General features: G+C 61.6%; 13 protein-coding genes. 10 read left to right on the top strand and 3 right to left on the bottom strand.

Annotation, left to right across the window (positions count from 1 at the left end):
• The first annotated feature begins 11 nt into the window (after positions 1-11).
• The 7 genes from ybeY (at position 12) to MJ639_RS04890 (ending at position 8,559) form a co-directional block, all read left to right on the top strand.
• A complete protein-coding gene (gene ybeY / locus MJ639_RS04920; RefSeq protein ID WP_243369721.1) occupies positions 12-470 on the top strand; it encodes an rRNA maturation RNase YbeY in 459 nt (152 codons plus the stop codon).
• Between the two features lie 148 nt (positions 471-618).
• Positions 619-1,644 (top strand): hemolysin family protein, encoded by a 1,026-nt coding sequence (locus MJ639_RS04915; protein WP_243369155.1) that lies wholly within the window; start codon positions 619-621, stop codon positions 1,642-1,644.
• Positions 1,641-3,248 carry an apolipoprotein N-acyltransferase gene (gene lnt / locus MJ639_RS04910; RefSeq protein ID WP_243369153.1) on the top strand — a complete coding sequence of 536 codons (1,608 nt, stop codon included), beginning with the start codon at positions 1,641-1,643 and terminating at the stop codon, positions 3,246-3,248. Before MJ639_RS04915 ends, lnt begins: the two co-directional genes overlap by 4 nt.
• Before the next feature lie 50 nt (positions 3,249-3,298).
• A complete protein-coding gene (locus tag MJ639_RS04905; protein WP_243369151.1) occupies positions 3,299-3,712 on the top strand; it encodes a helix-turn-helix domain-containing protein in 414 nt (137 codons plus the stop codon).
• A gap of 105 nt (positions 3,713-3,817) precedes the next feature.
• Positions 3,818-4,993, top strand: a complete 1,176-nt coding sequence (gene metK, locus MJ639_RS04900; RefSeq protein ID WP_243369149.1) for a methionine adenosyltransferase — start codon at positions 3,818-3,820, stop codon at positions 4,991-4,993.
• A gap of 6 nt (positions 4,994-4,999) precedes the next feature.
• Positions 5,000-5,683 (top strand): tRNA (guanosine(46)-N7)-methyltransferase TrmB, encoded by a 684-nt coding sequence (gene trmB, locus MJ639_RS04895; protein ID WP_243369147.1) that lies wholly within the window; start codon positions 5,000-5,002, stop codon positions 5,681-5,683.
• A 176-nt stretch (positions 5,684-5,859) separates the two neighbouring features.
• On the top strand, positions 5,860-8,559 hold the full coding sequence (locus MJ639_RS04890; protein ID WP_243369145.1) for a hypothetical protein: 2,700 nt from the start codon (positions 5,860-5,862) through the stop codon (positions 8,557-8,559).
• A gap of 38 nt (positions 8,560-8,597) precedes the next feature.
• On the opposite strand, the gene MJ639_RS04885 is transcribed toward MJ639_RS04890, so the two are convergent.
• From MJ639_RS04885 to MJ639_RS04875, 3 genes are read right to left on the bottom strand one after another with little or no spacing between them, the layout of a single operon-like run.
• Positions 8,598-9,299: an ABC transporter ATP-binding protein gene (locus MJ639_RS04885; protein WP_243369143.1), complete on the bottom strand. Its 702-nt coding sequence runs from the start codon at positions 9,297-9,299 to the stop codon at positions 8,598-8,600.
• The gene (locus MJ639_RS04880) at positions 9,296-10,543 is read right to left on the bottom strand and encodes an ABC transporter permease (protein ID WP_243369141.1); all 1,248 of its coding nucleotides are present in this window, start codon (positions 10,541-10,543) and stop codon (positions 9,296-9,298) included. The genes MJ639_RS04885 and MJ639_RS04880 overlap by 4 nt, the downstream gene beginning before the upstream one ends.
• Before the next feature lies 1 nt (position 10,544).
• The gene (locus tag MJ639_RS04875) at positions 10,545-11,543 is read right to left on the bottom strand and encodes an efflux RND transporter periplasmic adaptor subunit (protein ID WP_243369139.1); all 999 of its coding nucleotides are present in this window, start codon (positions 11,541-11,543) and stop codon (positions 10,545-10,547) included.
• 404 nt (positions 11,544-11,947) lie between these two features.
• Here MJ639_RS04875 and MJ639_RS04870 point away from each other — a divergent pair, with 404 nt between their 5' ends.
• The 3 genes from MJ639_RS04870 (at position 11,948) to nusA (ending at position 16,457) form a co-directional block, all read left to right on the top strand.
• Complete coding sequence (locus MJ639_RS04870; protein WP_243369137.1) at positions 11,948-14,005, top strand: M10 family metallopeptidase; 2,058 nt, start codon at positions 11,948-11,950, stop codon at positions 14,003-14,005.
• Positions 14,006-14,207: 202 nt separating this feature from the next.
• Positions 14,208-14,834, top strand: coding sequence for a ribosome maturation factor RimP (gene rimP / locus MJ639_RS04865; protein WP_341482622.1), 627 nt, complete (start codon positions 14,208-14,210; stop codon positions 14,832-14,834).
• A 12-nt stretch (positions 14,835-14,846) separates the two neighbouring features.
• Complete coding sequence (nusA, locus tag MJ639_RS04860; RefSeq protein ID WP_243369135.1) at positions 14,847-16,457, top strand: transcription termination factor NusA; 1,611 nt, start codon at positions 14,847-14,849, stop codon at positions 16,455-16,457.
• Positions 16,458-16,478 lie beyond the last annotated feature (21 nt).

Raw genomic sequence — 16,478 nt, 5'->3', positions numbered from 1 at the left:
AGCTCGATATCATGATCGAGGCGGGCGACTGGGAAACCATCCCGGATGTGGAGGCCCTCGCCCAGAAGGCGGCTTCAGCCGCCCTCGCGGTCACCTACGAGGCTGCGGGCGCGTTCGAGGCAAGCGTCATGCTGGCCGACGACGCCCAGATCCAGGAGCTGAACCGCACCTGGCGCAACAAGGACAAGCCCACCAATGTGCTGTCCTTCCCGTCTCCCGAGCAGCCCGGAGCAACAGGGCCTCGCTATTTGGGCGATATTGCTTTAGCCTATGAGACGCTGGTGCGCGAATCCGAGGAGGAATCCAAGGAGTTGGCGCATCATTTCGCCCATTTGATCGTCCATGGTGTCCTGCATCTTCTCGGCTACGACCACGAGGTCGAGGCGGAGGCGGAAATCATGGAAGCTCTCGAGGTGAAGGCGCTGGCCACTCTTGGCATCGCCGATCCCTATCGCGATATGGCAGCCTGAACGCAAAACGGCAGCGCATCGTGCGGAAAAGTGGATTCCGGTTTTCCGCTCTAGACGATGCGCTTAAGACAGGAAGAAACGCATCGGGTCGATTCCCAAAAGTGGGAACCACTTTTGGGCCCGATGCTGAGGCTGAAACTCAAAAGATATGAACGAAGATCGAAGTCGTAACGACCGCTCTGTTCGAACTCTCACCGAAACAGACGACACACGCGACCATTGGTACGACCGGGTGCTGATCCGGTTGGGCCTGAAACCCCGCGATTCCATCCGCCACGATCTCGAGGACGCCCTCGAGGAAACCTCCGTCGAGGACACGGACTTCTCGCCCCAGGAAAGGGCGATGCTCAAGAACGTGCTCTCCTTCCACCGTATCCGGGTGGAGGACGTGATGGTGCCCCGCGCCGACATCGTGGCCGTGGCGGCCGATACCAATCTCGGCGAGCTCCTGAACCTCTTCCGCACGGCGGGCCATTCCCGCCTGCCGGTCTATGGCGAGACCCTCGACGACCCGAAGGGCATGGTCCACATCCGGGATTTCCTCGATTTCATCGCCATGCGCGCCGATAGCGGCGTCTCCGAGGGCGGTTCGAGCGACGACACGCCTCCGCCGAGCCTCGGGCAGATCGACCTGTCCATGACGCTGGCTTCCGCCAACATCCTGCGCCCTGTGCTCTTCGTGCCGCGCTCCATGCCCGCCATCGACCTGCTGGTGCGCATGCAGGCGACCCGCACCCATATGGCCCTCGTGATCGACGAATATGGCGGCACGGACGGCCTCGTCTCCATCGAGGACCTCGTGGAGATGGTTGTGGGCGACATCGAGGACGAGCATGACGAGGACGAAGAAGTCACCGTCACGAAGGCGGCCGACGGCACCTACATCGCCGATGCCAGGGCCAGCCTCGAAGAGGTGACGGAGACGCTCGGCGTCGACCTCTCCGACGAGGAAGGGGCCGAGGATATCGACACCATCGGCGGCTTCATCGTGACGCTCGCCGGCCGCGTGCCCTCGCGCAGCGAGGTGATCGAAGGGCCGAAGGGTCTCGAATTCGAGGTGCTGGATGCCGATCCACGCCGCGTGAAGCGCCTGCGCATTCTTCAGCACGCCCCCTCCACCGAGGTCGAGGTGGAGAAATCCGCGCCGCGCCCTGAAAGCGCTGCGGCGGAATGATGAGGCTTGCCGATCGCGTCATCCTCACGAGAGGATGGCGCCGTTGGGCCTTGAGCTTCATGGCAGGAGCCCTGGGTGCGCTCGCCATGCCGCCTTTCGGCTTCCTCCCAGCATTGGCGCTGTCGCTCACGCCTGCAGTCTGGCTCATCGATGGCACGAACAAAGCCGGGCCGGGCCGCTGGGCTCCCCTGAAATCGGCGGCCCTCATCGGCTGGTTCTGGGGCTTCGGCTATTTCGTCGCCGGCTTGTGGTGGCTCGGTGCAGCCTTCCTGGTGGAGGCCGAGGAATTCGCCTGGGCTCTGCCCTTCGGCGTGCTTGGCCTTCCGGCGCTTCTGGCCTTCTTCACCGCCTTCGGCTTTGCTCTCGCGCGCCTGTTATGGCTGCCCGATGCCTCGCGCATCTTCGCGCTGGCCTTGGGCCTCTCGGTCAGCGAATGGCTGCGGGGTCATCTCTTCACGGGTTTTCCCTGGAACAATCCCGGCATGGCGCTCGGCCAGAATCTCTGGCTGATGCAGAGCGCCTCGCTCGTCGGTCTCTACGGCCTCTGCTTTATCGCCATCGCCATGTGTGCGGCCTCGGCCGTGATCTTCACGGGTCGCACGAAGCGCGAGCGATGGACCTTGCCGGGCCTTGCTGCGGGGGCTCTCGTCGCCATGGCGGCTTTCGGCTTCTGGCGTGTTCCCTCTCAGCCCTCGGCCACGGTCGAGAACGTGCGCCTGCGGATCATGCAGCCTAACCTGCCCCAGGACGCCAAGTTCAACCCCCGCAACCGCGACGCCATCATGCGGCGCTATTTATCTCTCAGCGCAAGCGCCGGCCGCGACGGTCTGACGGCGGCGGACGCCACCCACATCATCTGGCCGGAATCAGCCTTCCCGTTCCTGCTTCATCGCGATCCTGCCTCGCTGGCGCAGATCGGCGGGCTGCTGGAGCCGGGCTCCGTGCTGATCACGGGAGCGGCCCGCATGGACGATCCACTGCCGGGCGAGGCTGTCGGAAAGTTCTACAACGCGATCCAGGTCATCGACGATCGCGGCACCATTCTCGGGTCCTACGACAAGGTGCATCTGGTGCCCTTCGGAGAATATGTCCCGAAATTCCTGGATGCCCTGATCCGGGCCATGGGCCTGCGCCAGTTCGTGCATATTCCCGGCGGCTTCGAACCCGCCGAGGAACGGAAGCCCCTGACCATTCCCGGATTGCCCGCCATTGCCGCAACCATTTGCTACGAAGCGATCTTTCCCGGCGAGATCCTGCCCGAAGGTCCGCGTCCGAGCCTGATCCTCAACGTGACCAATGACGGCTGGTTCGGGCAGACGACCGGCCCGTACCAGCACTTCGCGCAGGCCCGCCTACGTTCCGTAGAGGAAGGTCTGCCGTTGGTCCGTGCGGCGAATACGGGAATCTCAGCCGTCGTCGACTCTTATGGCCGGATTGTGGATAGTCTTCCACTTGGAGTTGAGGGAGTTGTTGACGCAAAGTTACCGGTTGCAGAAACGGCAATTCTTTCTTCAAAAACAAGAAGCTTTTCTTTGACGGCCGCGCTTCTGATCTGCTTAATGGCCTTGATTGTACGTCGAAAACAAAGAGCCTCTTTCATATAAGAAAAGAAGGCCATTACGTTACGTCAATTTTAGCAAGAAAGCGTGGGGCCATGAAGAAATCGACTAGCTCTATTGACAAGGAAATTGGAACGCGCGTTCGCATGCGCCGCATTTCAATTGGCATGAGTCAAGAAAAGCTCGGTGAGATGCTTGGCCTTACCTTCCAGCAAGTCCAGAAGTATGAAAAGGGGATGAACCGGATCAGCGTCGGCCGCCTCGTCGACATCGCCAAGATCCTGGGCGTGGACATCCATTTCTTCTTCAACGGCATCAAGAGCGGCATGGCCGAGTCCGGCTTCGCGGAAGAGGAATCTCCCCCCTATATCGCGGATGTCATGTCGACCCCTGAAGGCCTGCAGCTCATCCGCACCTTCACCAGCATCAAGAACCCCAAGGTCCGTAAAAGCATCGTCCAGCTCGTGGCTTCGCTCGCCGCCCAGGACGAGCAGGAACGTTCGTCATAAAGAACGCGTTCGCTTGACCTTTCCATCCGCCTGAGGCATGAGCAGGAAAAGCTGGCCCGCATCCTTGCGAGCCTCGATTTTCTGTTGCCTCAAAGGAATTCTCTCGTGCGGCGGTCAAGCTATCTCTTCACCAGCGAGTCGGTGTCCGAAGGCCATCCGGATAAGGTTTGCGACCGGATCTCCGATGCCGTCGTTGATGCCTATCTCGCCGCCGAGCCCGAAGCACGCGTTGCCTGCGAGACGCTCGCCACCACCAACCGTGTGGTCATCGCCGGCGAGGTGCGCGGCCCTGCTTCCATCACCAAGGACAAGGTGATCCAGCTCGCCCGCGATGCCATCAAGGACATCGGCTACGAGCAGGAAGGCTTCCACTGGAAGAACGCCGAGGTTGACGTTTACCTGCACGCTCAGTCGGCGCACATCGCCCAGGGCGTTGACGCGTCCGGCAACAAGGACGAAGGCGCAGGCGACCAGGGCATCATGTTCGGTTACGCTTGCAACGAGACGCCCGAGCTGATGCCGGCGCCGATCTACTACGCCCACAAGATCCTCGAGAACCTGACCGCAGCCCGCAAGGCCAAGCAGGGCGACGCCGCCAAGCTCGGCCCCGACGCCAAGAGCCAGGTCACCGTTCGTTACGAGAACGGCAAGCCGGTCGCCGCGACGCAGATCGTTCTCTCCACGCAGCACCTTGACGAGAGCCTGTCCTCCGACGACGTGCGCAAGATCGTCGAGCCCTATATCCGCCAGACCCTGCCGGAAGGCTGGATCTCGTCCCAGACCATCTGGCACGTGAATCCCACCGGCAAGTTCGTGATCGGCGGCCCCGACGGCGATTGCGGCCTCACCGGCCGCAAGATCATCGTGGATACCTATGGCGGCGCGGCCCCGCATGGCGGCGGCGCGTTCTCGGGCAAGGACCCGACCAAGGTGGACCGTTCGGCCGCTTATGCTGCCCGCTACCTTGCCAAGAACGTGGTGGCCGCAGGCCTCGCCGACCGCTGCACCCTGCAGCTCTCCTACGCCATCGGCGTGGCGAAGCCCCTGTCGATCTACGTGGACCTGCACGAGACCGGCAAGGTGAGCGAGGACAAGCTCGAGGCCGTGCTCATGGAAGCCATGGACCTCACCCCGCGCGGCATCCGCACGCATCTCGGCCTCAACAAGCCGATCTATGCGCGTACTTCCGCTTACGGCCATTTCGGCCGCAAGCCGGACGCAGATGGCGGCTTCTCCTGGGAGCGCACCGACCTCGCCGCCAAGCTCAAGTCGGCCTTCTGATCATCCATGAGCGAAGCATCCCAAAAAGCCGGCGCCTTCTTCGGGCGCCGGAAAGGCAAGAAGCTTCGCGCAGGTCAGGATGACCTGGTCCAGAATCTTCTGCCCGCGATCCGCGCGGTCCTGGGCAGCGCTCCCTCCAGCCAGTTTCCGAACACGAATGCTCGCGAGACTTGGCTCGAGATCGGCTTCGGCGGCGGCGAGCACCTCGCCCACCAAGCCCACACCCATCGCGACATCAACTTCATCGGCTGCGAGCCCTTCGTGAATGGCATGGCGAAACTGCTCGCCGCCATCGATCATGAGAAACTCGACAACATCCGCGTGTGGGACGACGACGTCACCAAGCTGTTGCCGACCCTGCCCGATGCCTGCTTCGACCGCGTCTACATCCTCTATCCCGATCCGTGGCCGAAGCGCCGCCAGCGCAAGCGTCGCCTCGTCTCCGACGAGATGCTCGTCGAGCTGGCGCGCGTTCTGAAGCCGGGCGGCGAACTGCGCTTTGCGAGCGACATCGACGATTATATCGGCTGGGTGCTCGCGCGCGCTTTGCGCTCGGATCATTTCCTCTGGACGGCCAAACGCGCCGACGATTGGCGCACGCCCTATGAGGGCTGGCCAGGCACGCGCTACGAAGCGAAAGCCATCCGCGAAGGCCGCGTGCCGAGCTATCTCACCTTCAAACGGGTCTGATTTTTTCAACCTCCCAAGCGATCACCCTATCCCAGGCTTGTTTCGTGTGAGGCCTCAAGGCCGGAATGCGGGAATTTTGACCTCATGTCATTGACGAGGTGCGGCGAAACACCAGGTAGCCCCTTGGAATAAATATAATAACGTCACGGGGTCATTAAATGTAAGGACCCTAAAGCATGGAACCTCTCTCCAAGTCCGGCACCGCTGGCAACGACATTTTTCGCGTCACAGCGAGCGACCTTTTCAACGCCACCTTCAACGGTCGCTCCGGAACGGACACTCTCCAGCTCGTGGGTAGCGGTCCTTTTTATGTCTCCATGGCGAAGCTCACGAGCATCGAGACCATTCGCGGTACTGGCGGTTCGGACACCATCATTCTGAATGGGGAGACGCTTGCCAAGATCAAGACGATCAATGGGGGTGGCGGCAGCGGTGATGTTCTCAGGCTCGAGAGCGAAACACCCTTCGATTTCAGGGGCAAGACGATCAGCGGCATCACCCGCATCGAGGTGGACAACAAGCAGTTCAATGCCACCTTCGATAACAAGGCATTGGCCCTGAAAGTCTGGGCCCAGTCGAGCCAGAACGATCACCTGACCCTGGTCGGTGGAACCTTTACGGAGGCAGAACGGGCCCAGCTGCACCGTCAAGGCGTCGACAACATCACCGACGCCAGCGGCACTTATACGAATGAAAAGCCCAGGATTACCGATCTTAACAGAGACAAGGTTTATACGTCCGGCGGACAGGCTTATCTCGACCGGGGTCGCGATGTGACACTTAACGGAATCGACGACAAGCTGAAGTCACTCAACATCTACTTCGAAGACGAATGGATGTCTCCCGGTGCAATTCTGATCGCAGACGATCTCCTGGTTACGCTCCCGGATGGATTGATCGGCGGCGGCCGGATCTCTTTCGAGGGCACGGTAATCGGAACGATCGACGAACTGCGCGAAGACGGCATCAACATCATCTTCAACGACGCCGCGACAACAGCAGCCGTGGAAGCGCTCATGCGGTCCCTGATCTTCAAGACTCTTGATCCGGATCCGTCATCGGTTCGCAATATCTCCACGACGATAATTCTCACGGATGAAGGAGGACGTTACAACTATGTGCGGACCGACATCCTCGCGGGAGGAGCCGATGTGCGCATCCTCACTCCCGAATTGGATGCTTTGTCCGGCACCGACGGCGACGATATCTTCGCTGTCGACGAATTCGGCAGCACTTCCGGAGATGTGGTGAACGGCGGAGGCGGAGTCGATACGCTTCTCTTGTCAGGCGGCGGAGTCTTCGATCTGTCGAAGATCGGAACTCTGGAGAGCATCGAAAAGATCGTCGGATCCAACCAAGCCGACGTCATCAAGATCTCCGGCGACCAGGTGTCCGGTCATATCCTCATCGACGGCGGCGAAGTGTTCGATACCGGCACGGTGAGCGACAATTCGAACTTCATGGAAATCTCAGGCGTCAACATCGATCTGAGCAATGTGACGGTCAAGAACATCAATGCCATTACGCTCTTGGATAATGGGGCTTCCGTCACTGTCAGTGACATGGCGGTGGCGCGTCTCATCAATATCATACTCGTCACGGATGCCAGGATCCGGTTCTTGGGCACGCTCACCGATGCGGAAAAGGGCGAATTGTTCCGCCGCGGATTTGTTGGCGTTACCGATGATGCCGGCACCTATACAAACCATGCACCGGAACTTGAAGCGATCGACGGCGACGTAAGCACCGGCATCGCAGGCACGGCCATCTTCATCGATGAGAATCAGGACGCGAGGGTGTTCGAAGATGACTACGCCTTCAACTCGCTGACGGTCTCGGTCGAGGACGGCAATACCACGGAAATCTTGAGCCTAGCCAATACCGGCAAGGTGCAGATCCTGACTGTCGGCGGCGGCAGTGCGAAAATTTACGTGAACGGCATCAATATCGGCTTTGTGGCCACTCCCGCCGAAGGCGGCTCCACGCTTCAGATCCTGTTCAACCAAAAATCAGCCCCAAGCCTTGTCCGCGAGGTCATCCGCGCCCTGACTTATACCGACACGACCGGGACCATCACGACGGATCGTGAAATCAAGATGGTCTTCACGGATTATACAGGCCACACCAAGGAAGTGCGCAGCACCATCCGGCAGGAACTCAACGAGAGCCCGACAGGCATCGAGCTCGACGGCAATCAGATCCACGAGGCCGCAGCCAATGGCACCTTGATCGGCGTCCTGAGCGGGATCGATCCGAATCCGGAGGACAGCTTCACCTTCAAGCTGCTCAACGATGCGGGCGGTCGCTTCGCTCTTGTCGGAAACACTGTGGTGGTCAAGCAAGGCGTCAAGCTCGATTATGAACAGGCAGCCTCACACGAGATCAAGGTTCAAGTGACGGACAAGCGGGGACAGACCTTCGACAAGGTCTTCACCATCGATGTGAATAATGTGCTGAACGAGATCACCAGCGGCACCAGCGGGCGCGATGTGCTCGTCGGCGGTTCGGGGAACGACAGGTTTCATGGCAAGCTCGGCAACGACGTCCTCACGGGCGGAGCCGGGCGGGACATCTTCGTCTTCGACACCAAGCTCAGTTCGACCAATGTGGATACCATCCGCGACTTCAATGTGCCTTCCGACACGATCTGGCTCAGCCGAAGCATCTTCAGCAAGATCACCAAAACCGGTACACTGTCGAGCACTGCCTTCTGGACGGGCGCCAAAGCGCATGATGCCAGCGACCGCATCATCTACGACAAGGCAACAGGCTATCTCTCCTACGATGCCGACGGCACCGGCTCGATCAGGGCGATCAAGTTCGCCAAGCTCGCCGCCGGCCTTAAGATGACCGCAGCCGATTTCGTCATGGTCTGAGAAGTGAGAGGGCCCACGGGGGCCCTCTTTCTTTTTATCTATGCCGGAGAAAGAGCCACGCGCTCGTCGCTCACCACCTTGCCGTCGACGAGATGGATGCGACGGTCCACGCGCGCGGCGATATCCATGTCGTGCGTGACGGCGATCACCGTCTTGCCGCGCTTCTTCACGAGATCCCTGAGAATGGTGAAGACCTGCTCGGAGCTCTTGCTGTCAAGGCTGCCCGTCGGCTCATCGGCGAGCACCACATGCGGATCGTTTGCGAGCGCACGCGCCACCGCCACACGCTGGCGCTGCCCGCCCGAGAGCTGATCGGGCCTTTTGTCGAGATGACCTGCGAGGCCGAGATCCTCCAACAACCCCGCTGCACGTTCGCTCATCTCGGAGGCGGAGAGACGCCCCGCCTTGCGCATCGGCAATTCCACATTCTTCAGCACGCTGAACTCCGGCAGCAGAAAATGGAATTGGAACACGAAGCCGAGACTCTCAAGCCGCAGCCGCGCCAACGCATCGTCATCCAGCTGCGACGTATCCTGGCCGCCGATCTTCAACGCGCCGCTGGTCGGGCGGTCGAGAAGACCCAATAGATAAAGCAGCGATGACTTGCCCGAGCCCGATGGACCGGTGATCGCGATGAATTCCTTCTCACTGACGGTCAGCGAGACGTCACGCACCAGCGTCACCGGCACGATGGCCGGCAGGATGCGCGTGAGGCGATCTGCTTCGATCAAGATGCTCATGCGGCGCCTCGGATAATGTCGACGGGATTGAGCTGTGCCGCGTGGCGCGCGGGCAGATAACCTGCCACGCCCGAAGACACGAGCGCGAAGGCCGAGGCGATGGCGTAGTGCCAGGGTGACCAGAACAGCGGCAGGCGCGTGATCTCGCGACCAACGGCTCCGCCCGAGATCTTGAACTCCACTTGCGAGAGCGTGAAGCACAACAAGAATCCGATCAGCCAGCCGACGACGGAACCGGCGAACCCTAGCGCCAATCCCTCGATGAGGAATAGGCGGCGCATATTGCTTTGCGTGAAGCCGAGCGATTTCAGGATCGCGATGTCGCGCGCCTTTTCGTGCGTGATGGTGGAGATGATGTTGTAGATACCGAAGCCCGCCACCAGCAGGATCGCGCCGACCACGGTGTACATGACGATGTTGCGCACCACGAGCGCTTCGAGCAGCGACTCGTTCGCCTCCTGCCACGGCACGGCCTTGTAGCCGAGTTCCGCTTCCGCCTGGCGGGCAACGCGCGGCGCGGCTTCGGGATCATCGAGCCGCAGGCGAATGTCGTTGATCGCGTTCTGGCGTTCCGAGAGGATCTGTGCGTTCTTCAACAGCACATAGGTTTCGCTCTCGTCGCGCGCGTTGCTGCCGGTGTGGAACTGCCCGACGATCTTGAAGCCGCGCGACTGGCCCGTGGGAGACACGAGCTGGATCGTCGTGCCCATGGATGCGCCGAGGCGTTGCGCGAGCGTATCGCCGACGACGATGTTGTTGCCGCCGGCCTGCAGGGCGTCAAAGCTGCCTTGCACGAAGTCGCCTGCCACGGACGAGACGCTCGCCTCGATCTCAGGCTCGATACCGATGATGGAGACACCAATATCGCGCCCCGCATAACGCACCACGCCCTGCGTGCGCAGGCTCTGCGCCATGCGTCCCGGCACCCAGGCGCGCAAGGACGCGAAGGCGGCGGCGGGATTGAGAATGCCGCGCCGGTCCTCCTTCGGCCTCAGGCCCTCGAACTGCGCTGCGGGAAAAAGATCCTCCGCCGGCTGGCGGCGCGGCGTGCGTCGCTCATCCGAAATCTGCACATGAGGCATGGTATCGACGAGCTGGGCGATGAAATCCTTTTCCGTACCCTGCATCAGCGCCGCCATGGCGATGGAGAAGCCCACGCCGAGCGCCACACCAAGGATCGCCACGATGGTCTGTCGGCCGCGTCCGGCGATATGCGTCAGCGCGAGCTCCAGAATGAGGCGCATGTCAGCCTCTCTTCTCCCTTACCCTCGCCCCGTCCGCGAGATCCTCAGGAAACGGCACGATCACCCGTTCCCCTTCGTTCAGCCCTGAGAGGATCTGCGTGCTACTCGCACCGCGAATGCCCATCTTCACGTCACGGCGTCGGGCATCGCCGTCCTCAGCCACGAACAGCGCACCTCCGCGCAGAGCATTGGTCGGCACAAGAAGCGCGTTGGATGAGACCTGCACGATCACGTTCACCTCCGCCGTCATGCCGATGCGCAGGGGCGTATCGTCGGGCAAAGCCAGGCGCACGCGATAGGTCTTGGCCACCGGATCGCCCTTGGGCGTGATGGAATCGACTTTGGCCTCCAGGACCCGGTCCGGGAAGGCATCGGCCTTCAGAACCGCCCGCTGGCCGACACTGACACGCGGGATGTCCTCCTCGTTCACCTCCGCTTCGATGAGGAGCGGCTTGGGCTCGCCGACCCAGAACAGAACCGTGCCGGGCTCGGCCACCTCGCCGACCTCGCCGTCCTGGCGCAGCACGACGCCGCCCATGGGGGCACGCAGCATGTAGGATTCCAGCCGCGTTTCCTGGCCGGCAATGAGAGCCTCGACCTGGCCACGCTCGCTGCGGGCGCGGTCGAGAGCCTGCTCGCTTGCTACCCGACGTTCGACGAGAGCGGCCATCCGGTCGTAATCCGCCGCGATCAGCTTCTGCCGGGCTTTCAGTTCCGCCAGCGTGGCCTCCGGCTGACGGCTGTCGAGACGAGCGAGCACGGCGCCCTTCTTCACGGATTCGCCCTCGCAATTGCACAGCTCGACGATCCGTTCCCTGAGAAGGGGCGTCACCTTGGCCCAGGTGCGCGGCTCCACCACGCCGGTGGCGTAAACGATCTCCGCTGCATCGCCGCGAGTGGGCGCGGCTGTGACGACCTCGCGAGACCTGCTGAAGCGCCAATAGGCCGCTGCGGCTGCGGTCAGCAGCACGAGGACGAGAAGCACGCGGGAGATCTTCACGGCGGATTTCCTGAATACGTCCCCGTAAATATAGCTTTGCTTCTCTCTGATCGCATCCCTAGGAACAGCCCCAGCCCTCTCCTTTATGTCATGTTGCAACGTTTCTCAGTTGCCAATAGTTTGCATTTCGACAAGGGGCTGGAGTCTTCATGGCTATTGCAGGAACTGTAGATTTTAAAACCGGCAACGCTGCAATCGACGGTATACTATCCGGGACAGCCTGGTTCGTTACGACGATTACATATGGCTTTCCAACATCGTCGGCCTTCTATGGCACGCCTGACCAATATGGCAGCACCCTCCCGTATCCGACGACGGGCTTCGCACCAGTTTCTGCAGGAATGCAACAGACCTTCCGTGCTTTGCTGGAAGGAACTCCGCCTGGCGCTGGCGGCGGACCCCGAATGAGCCTTCTGCCGATCGAAGGTTTCACCAATCTCGACTTCCAGGAAGTCTCGCCCGAGAACGGTCCTCTGATCGCCGTCGCGAAAACGAGCGCGGTCTCGACTGCAGCCGGTTTCTATCCGCTCAACGACACGCCGAGTTCCGGCGATATCTGGATCGGAACCAAATATCCCAATTTCGACAATCCCCTGCTCGGCAAATACTACGCCTTCACCACCATGCACGAGCTCGGTCATGCGCTTGGCCTGAAGCATGGTCATGAAGCGCGCACGAGCTCCGAGGTCGCCCTTCCCGCAGACATGGATACGATCGAGTATTCGGTAATGACCTACCGCTCCTATCTAGGCGCGGAAGTGACGGGCAGCTATCTCACCGATCCCTACAGTTTCCCGCAGACCTACATGATGGGCGACATCGCTGCGCTTCAGCGCATGTATGGTGCGAATTACACCTTCCGCAGCACGGATACGACTTACACCTGGAAGCCGGACACGGGCGAAACGTTCGTCGATGGCGAAGGACAGGGCGTTCCGGGCGACACCAAGGATCTCGCCCGCTCGAACAAGATCTTCCTGACGATCTGGGATGGCGGCGGCAACGACACCTATGACCTGTCGCTCTACGAAACCGATCTGCAGGTCGATCTGAGGCCCGGCGCTTCATCGCTGTTCAACACGGGTCAGCTTGCGCAGCTCGATTACCGCAACACCGATCATCCCGCACGGGGCAATGTCTTTAACGCGCTGCTTTACAACGACGATACCCGATCCCTGATCGAGAACGTCATCGGCGGCAAAGGCAACGACACGATCGTCGGAAACATTGCAGACAATCACCTGTCCGGTCGGGACGGCAATGACAGCATGGATGGCGGGCAGGGCAACGACGTCTTCGACGGCGGCCTGGGTGCCGACACGATGGTGGGCGGAGCAGGCAACGACACCTTCATGGTCGACGATCTCGGCGACCGCATCTCCGACATTTCAGGAAACGACACGGTTCTCTCCTCGATCAGCTACACGCTCGGCACGTCCATCGAGAACCTGACAGCAACGGGCCTCGCAGGGCTCGCTCTGGCAGGCAACGGCCTGAGTAATGTGCTGACAGGCAATGGGGCCTCCAACAGGCTCTCCGGTTACGGGGGCAACGATGTGCTCGATGGCGGAGGCGGTGCCGACACCATGATGGGCGGAACGGGCAACGACACCTATTACGTCAACACTTCTCGCGATGTGATCGTCGAATTCTCGGGAAGCGGGACGGACCGCGTTTTCACGAGCGTCAGCTACAGCCTGAGCAAGTATGTCGAAAACCTCATTGCGACCGGCACGTCGAAGATCACCCTGACCGGAAACGAATCGAACAATGCTCTCACCGGCAATGCGACCGCCAACGTGCTGCGCGGCGGCCTCGGTCACGACACCCTGAATGGCGGTGCCGGAATCGATCGTCTCGAAGGCGGAATCGGAAGCGACACCTATTATGTCGACAATGCCAAGGACGTCGTGATTGAAGCATCCAATGGCGGCAAGGACAAAGTCTACACCACAGTCAGCTACAGACTTGCCTCCCACATCGAAACGCTCATTGCGACAGGCACGGGAGCCGTGAGCCTCACCGGCAATGGCGCCAACAATGCCATGACCGGAAATAGCGCCGCCAACCGGCTCTCCGGATTGGATGGCAACGACAGGCTCAACGGCGGCTTCGGCAACGACCGCCTGGCGGGCGGCAAGGGACAGGACCTCTTCATCTTCAGCACGAAGCTCGATGCCCGCTCGAACGTGGACACGATTGCCGACTTCTTGATCGAAGACGACACGATCTGCCTGGAGAACGCCATCTTCACCAAGCTCGGCAAGGCGGGAGCGCTGAAAGACGCGTTCTTCAGAATCGGGTCCAAGGCCATGGATGCCAATGACTACCTGATCTACAACTCGAAGACGGGAGCGCTGTTTTACGATGCGGACGGCTCGGGCAAGGCCGCTGCCGCCGTCCAGTTCGCCTGGCTCAAAACCAAGCTGGCGCTGACGGCGGAAGACTTCCTCGTTGTCTGAAGCCTTGGCCGAAACCTTGGCCTGAAACCTTGCCGCAACTGAGATCTCGGGCCGACCATTCGGGATAGAACCCTTGCATCTTGGGGCTGGACGGAGTATATCCGTGCTGTCAGCTCTGGTTGCAGTGTAAACTGCCGTTCAGGAGTGGGCCCCGCCGGGTCCGCTCTTTTTTATTGCCTCAACGCCGGAGCTTCGGAGAGCCATGACGAACGAACGCGACAAGCGCTTGATGACGGAAAACGGCGTCGCTGCCCGTGTGGCCGCGATCATCGAGCCCGTGATCGAGGATCTGGGCTTCAACCTCGTGCGGGTGAAAGTCACCGGCGAGAACGGCTGCACCGTGCAGATCATGGCCGAACGGCCGGATGGCACCATGTCGGTGAGCGATTGCGAAACCGTCAGCCGCGCCATTTCGCCGGTTCTGGACCTCGAAGATCCCATCTCGACGGCGTATTATCTCGAAGTTTCCTCGCCGGGCATCGACCGTCCGCTCGTGCGCATCAGCGATTTCGAGCGCTGGACCGGCCACGACGCCAAGATCGAAATGGCCGTGCCGCTGGAGGGCCGCAAGCGCTTCCGGGGGTTCATCCGGGGCGTGGAGGACGGCAAGCTCGTGGTCGAGCTTCCGGACGTGAAGGAGGGCCTGGAGCCCATCGCGCGTCTGCCGCTGACCGATCTGGGTGAAGCGCGCCTCGTTCTGACCGACGACCTGATCCGTGAATCGCTACGCCGGGGAACCGCGCCGACCACGGACGATCTTGATGAAGACACGGATGTGGTGGAAGCGCCTGAACAGGACAGCAACCCATCCGATACGAAACCGAACTAAGGAGCGACCTCGATGGCTGTTAGCGCCAACAGGCTTGAACTCTTGCAGATCGCCGATGCGGTCGCGCGCGAGAAGGTGATCGACAAGCAGATCGTGCTGGACGCCATGGCGGATGCCATCGCGAAGGCGGCACGCTCGCGCTACGGCGCCGAGACCGACATCCACGCCGAGATCAACCCGAAGACCGGCGAGCTTCGCCTGTCGCGCCACCTCCTGGTGGTCGAGGACGGCGCCCTGGAGAACGATTCCCGCGAGATCACGCTGACGGAAGCCCGTTCCCGCCACAACCCGGCGGCCCAGGTCGGCGACGTGATCGCCGACACCCTGCCGCCTTTCGATTTCGGCCGTATCGCGGCCCAGTCGGCCAAGCAGGTGATCGTGCAGAAGGTGCGCGATGCCGAGCGCGACCGTCAGTACCAGGAGTACAAGGACCGCATCGGCGAGATCGTCAACGGCGCGGTCAAGCGCGTCGAGTACGGCAACGTGATCGTCGATCTCGGCCGTGGCGAGGCGATCATCCGCCGCGACGAGCTGATCCCGCGCGAGACCTTCCGTCCGGGCGACCGTGTCCGCGCCTATCTCTTCGACGTGCGCCGCGAGACCCGCGGCCCGCAGATTTTCCTGTCGCGCACGCATCCGCAGTTCATGGCGAAGCTCTTCGCCTCCGAAGTGCCGGAAATCTATGACGGCATCGTCACCGTGCAGGCGGTGGCCCGCGACCCAGGCTCCCGCGCCAAGATCGCCGTGATCTCGCGCGATTCCTCCATCGATCCGGTCGGCGCCTGCGTCGGCATGCGCGGCTCCCGCGTTCAGGCGGTGGTCGGCGAGCTTCAGGGCGAGAAGATCGACATCATTCCGTGGTCCCCCGATCAGGCGACCTTCATCGTCAACGCGCTGCAGCCCGCCGAAGTGGTGAAGGTGGTGCTTGACGAGGAAGCCGACCGCATCGAAGTGGTGGTGCCCGACGACCAGCTCTCGCTCGCCATCGGCCGCCGCGGCCAGAATGTGCGTCTGGCCTCGCAGCTCACCGGCTGGGACATCGACATCCTCACCGAGGCTGAGGAATCCGAGCGCCGTCAGAAGGAATTCGCCGAGCGCACCGATCTGTTCATGAACGCGCTCGACGTGGACGAGGTGGTGGGCCAGCTGCTCGCTGCCGAAGGTTTCCGCTCGGTCGAGGAAATCGCCTACGTGGATTCCGCCGAAGTCGCCTCCATCGAGGGCTTCGACGAAGATACCGCCGCCGAGATCCAGAACCGCGCCCAGGAATACATCGCCCGCATCGAGGCTGAGAACGAGGCCCGCCGCAAGGAACTCGGCGTCTCTGACGACCTGAAGGAGATCGACGGCGTCACCACCGCCATGCTGGTGGCCTTCGGCGAGAACGACATCAAGAATGTCGAGGATCTCGCTGGCTGCGCCACCGACGATCTCGCCGGCTGGACGGAAGGCAAGGGCGCCGAGGCAACCCGCTACAAGGGCGCCCTCGACGGCTTCGATGTCTCCCGCACCGAAGCCGAATCCATGATCATGGCCGCCCGCGTGAAGGCCGGCTGGATCGAAGCACCGATTGAGACCGAGGAATCGGCCGACGAGGCCGAGACCGAAGCTCAGCCGTCCTAACACGGCCATGGCAAAGCGAGG

Origin of the sequence: Microvirga solisilvae (genome assembly GCF_022808595.1) — a bacterium.
Lineage (GTDB): Bacteria > Pseudomonadota > Alphaproteobacteria > Rhizobiales > Beijerinckiaceae > Microvirga > Microvirga solisilvae.
This window is presented reverse-complemented; position numbering and strand designations above follow the sequence as displayed.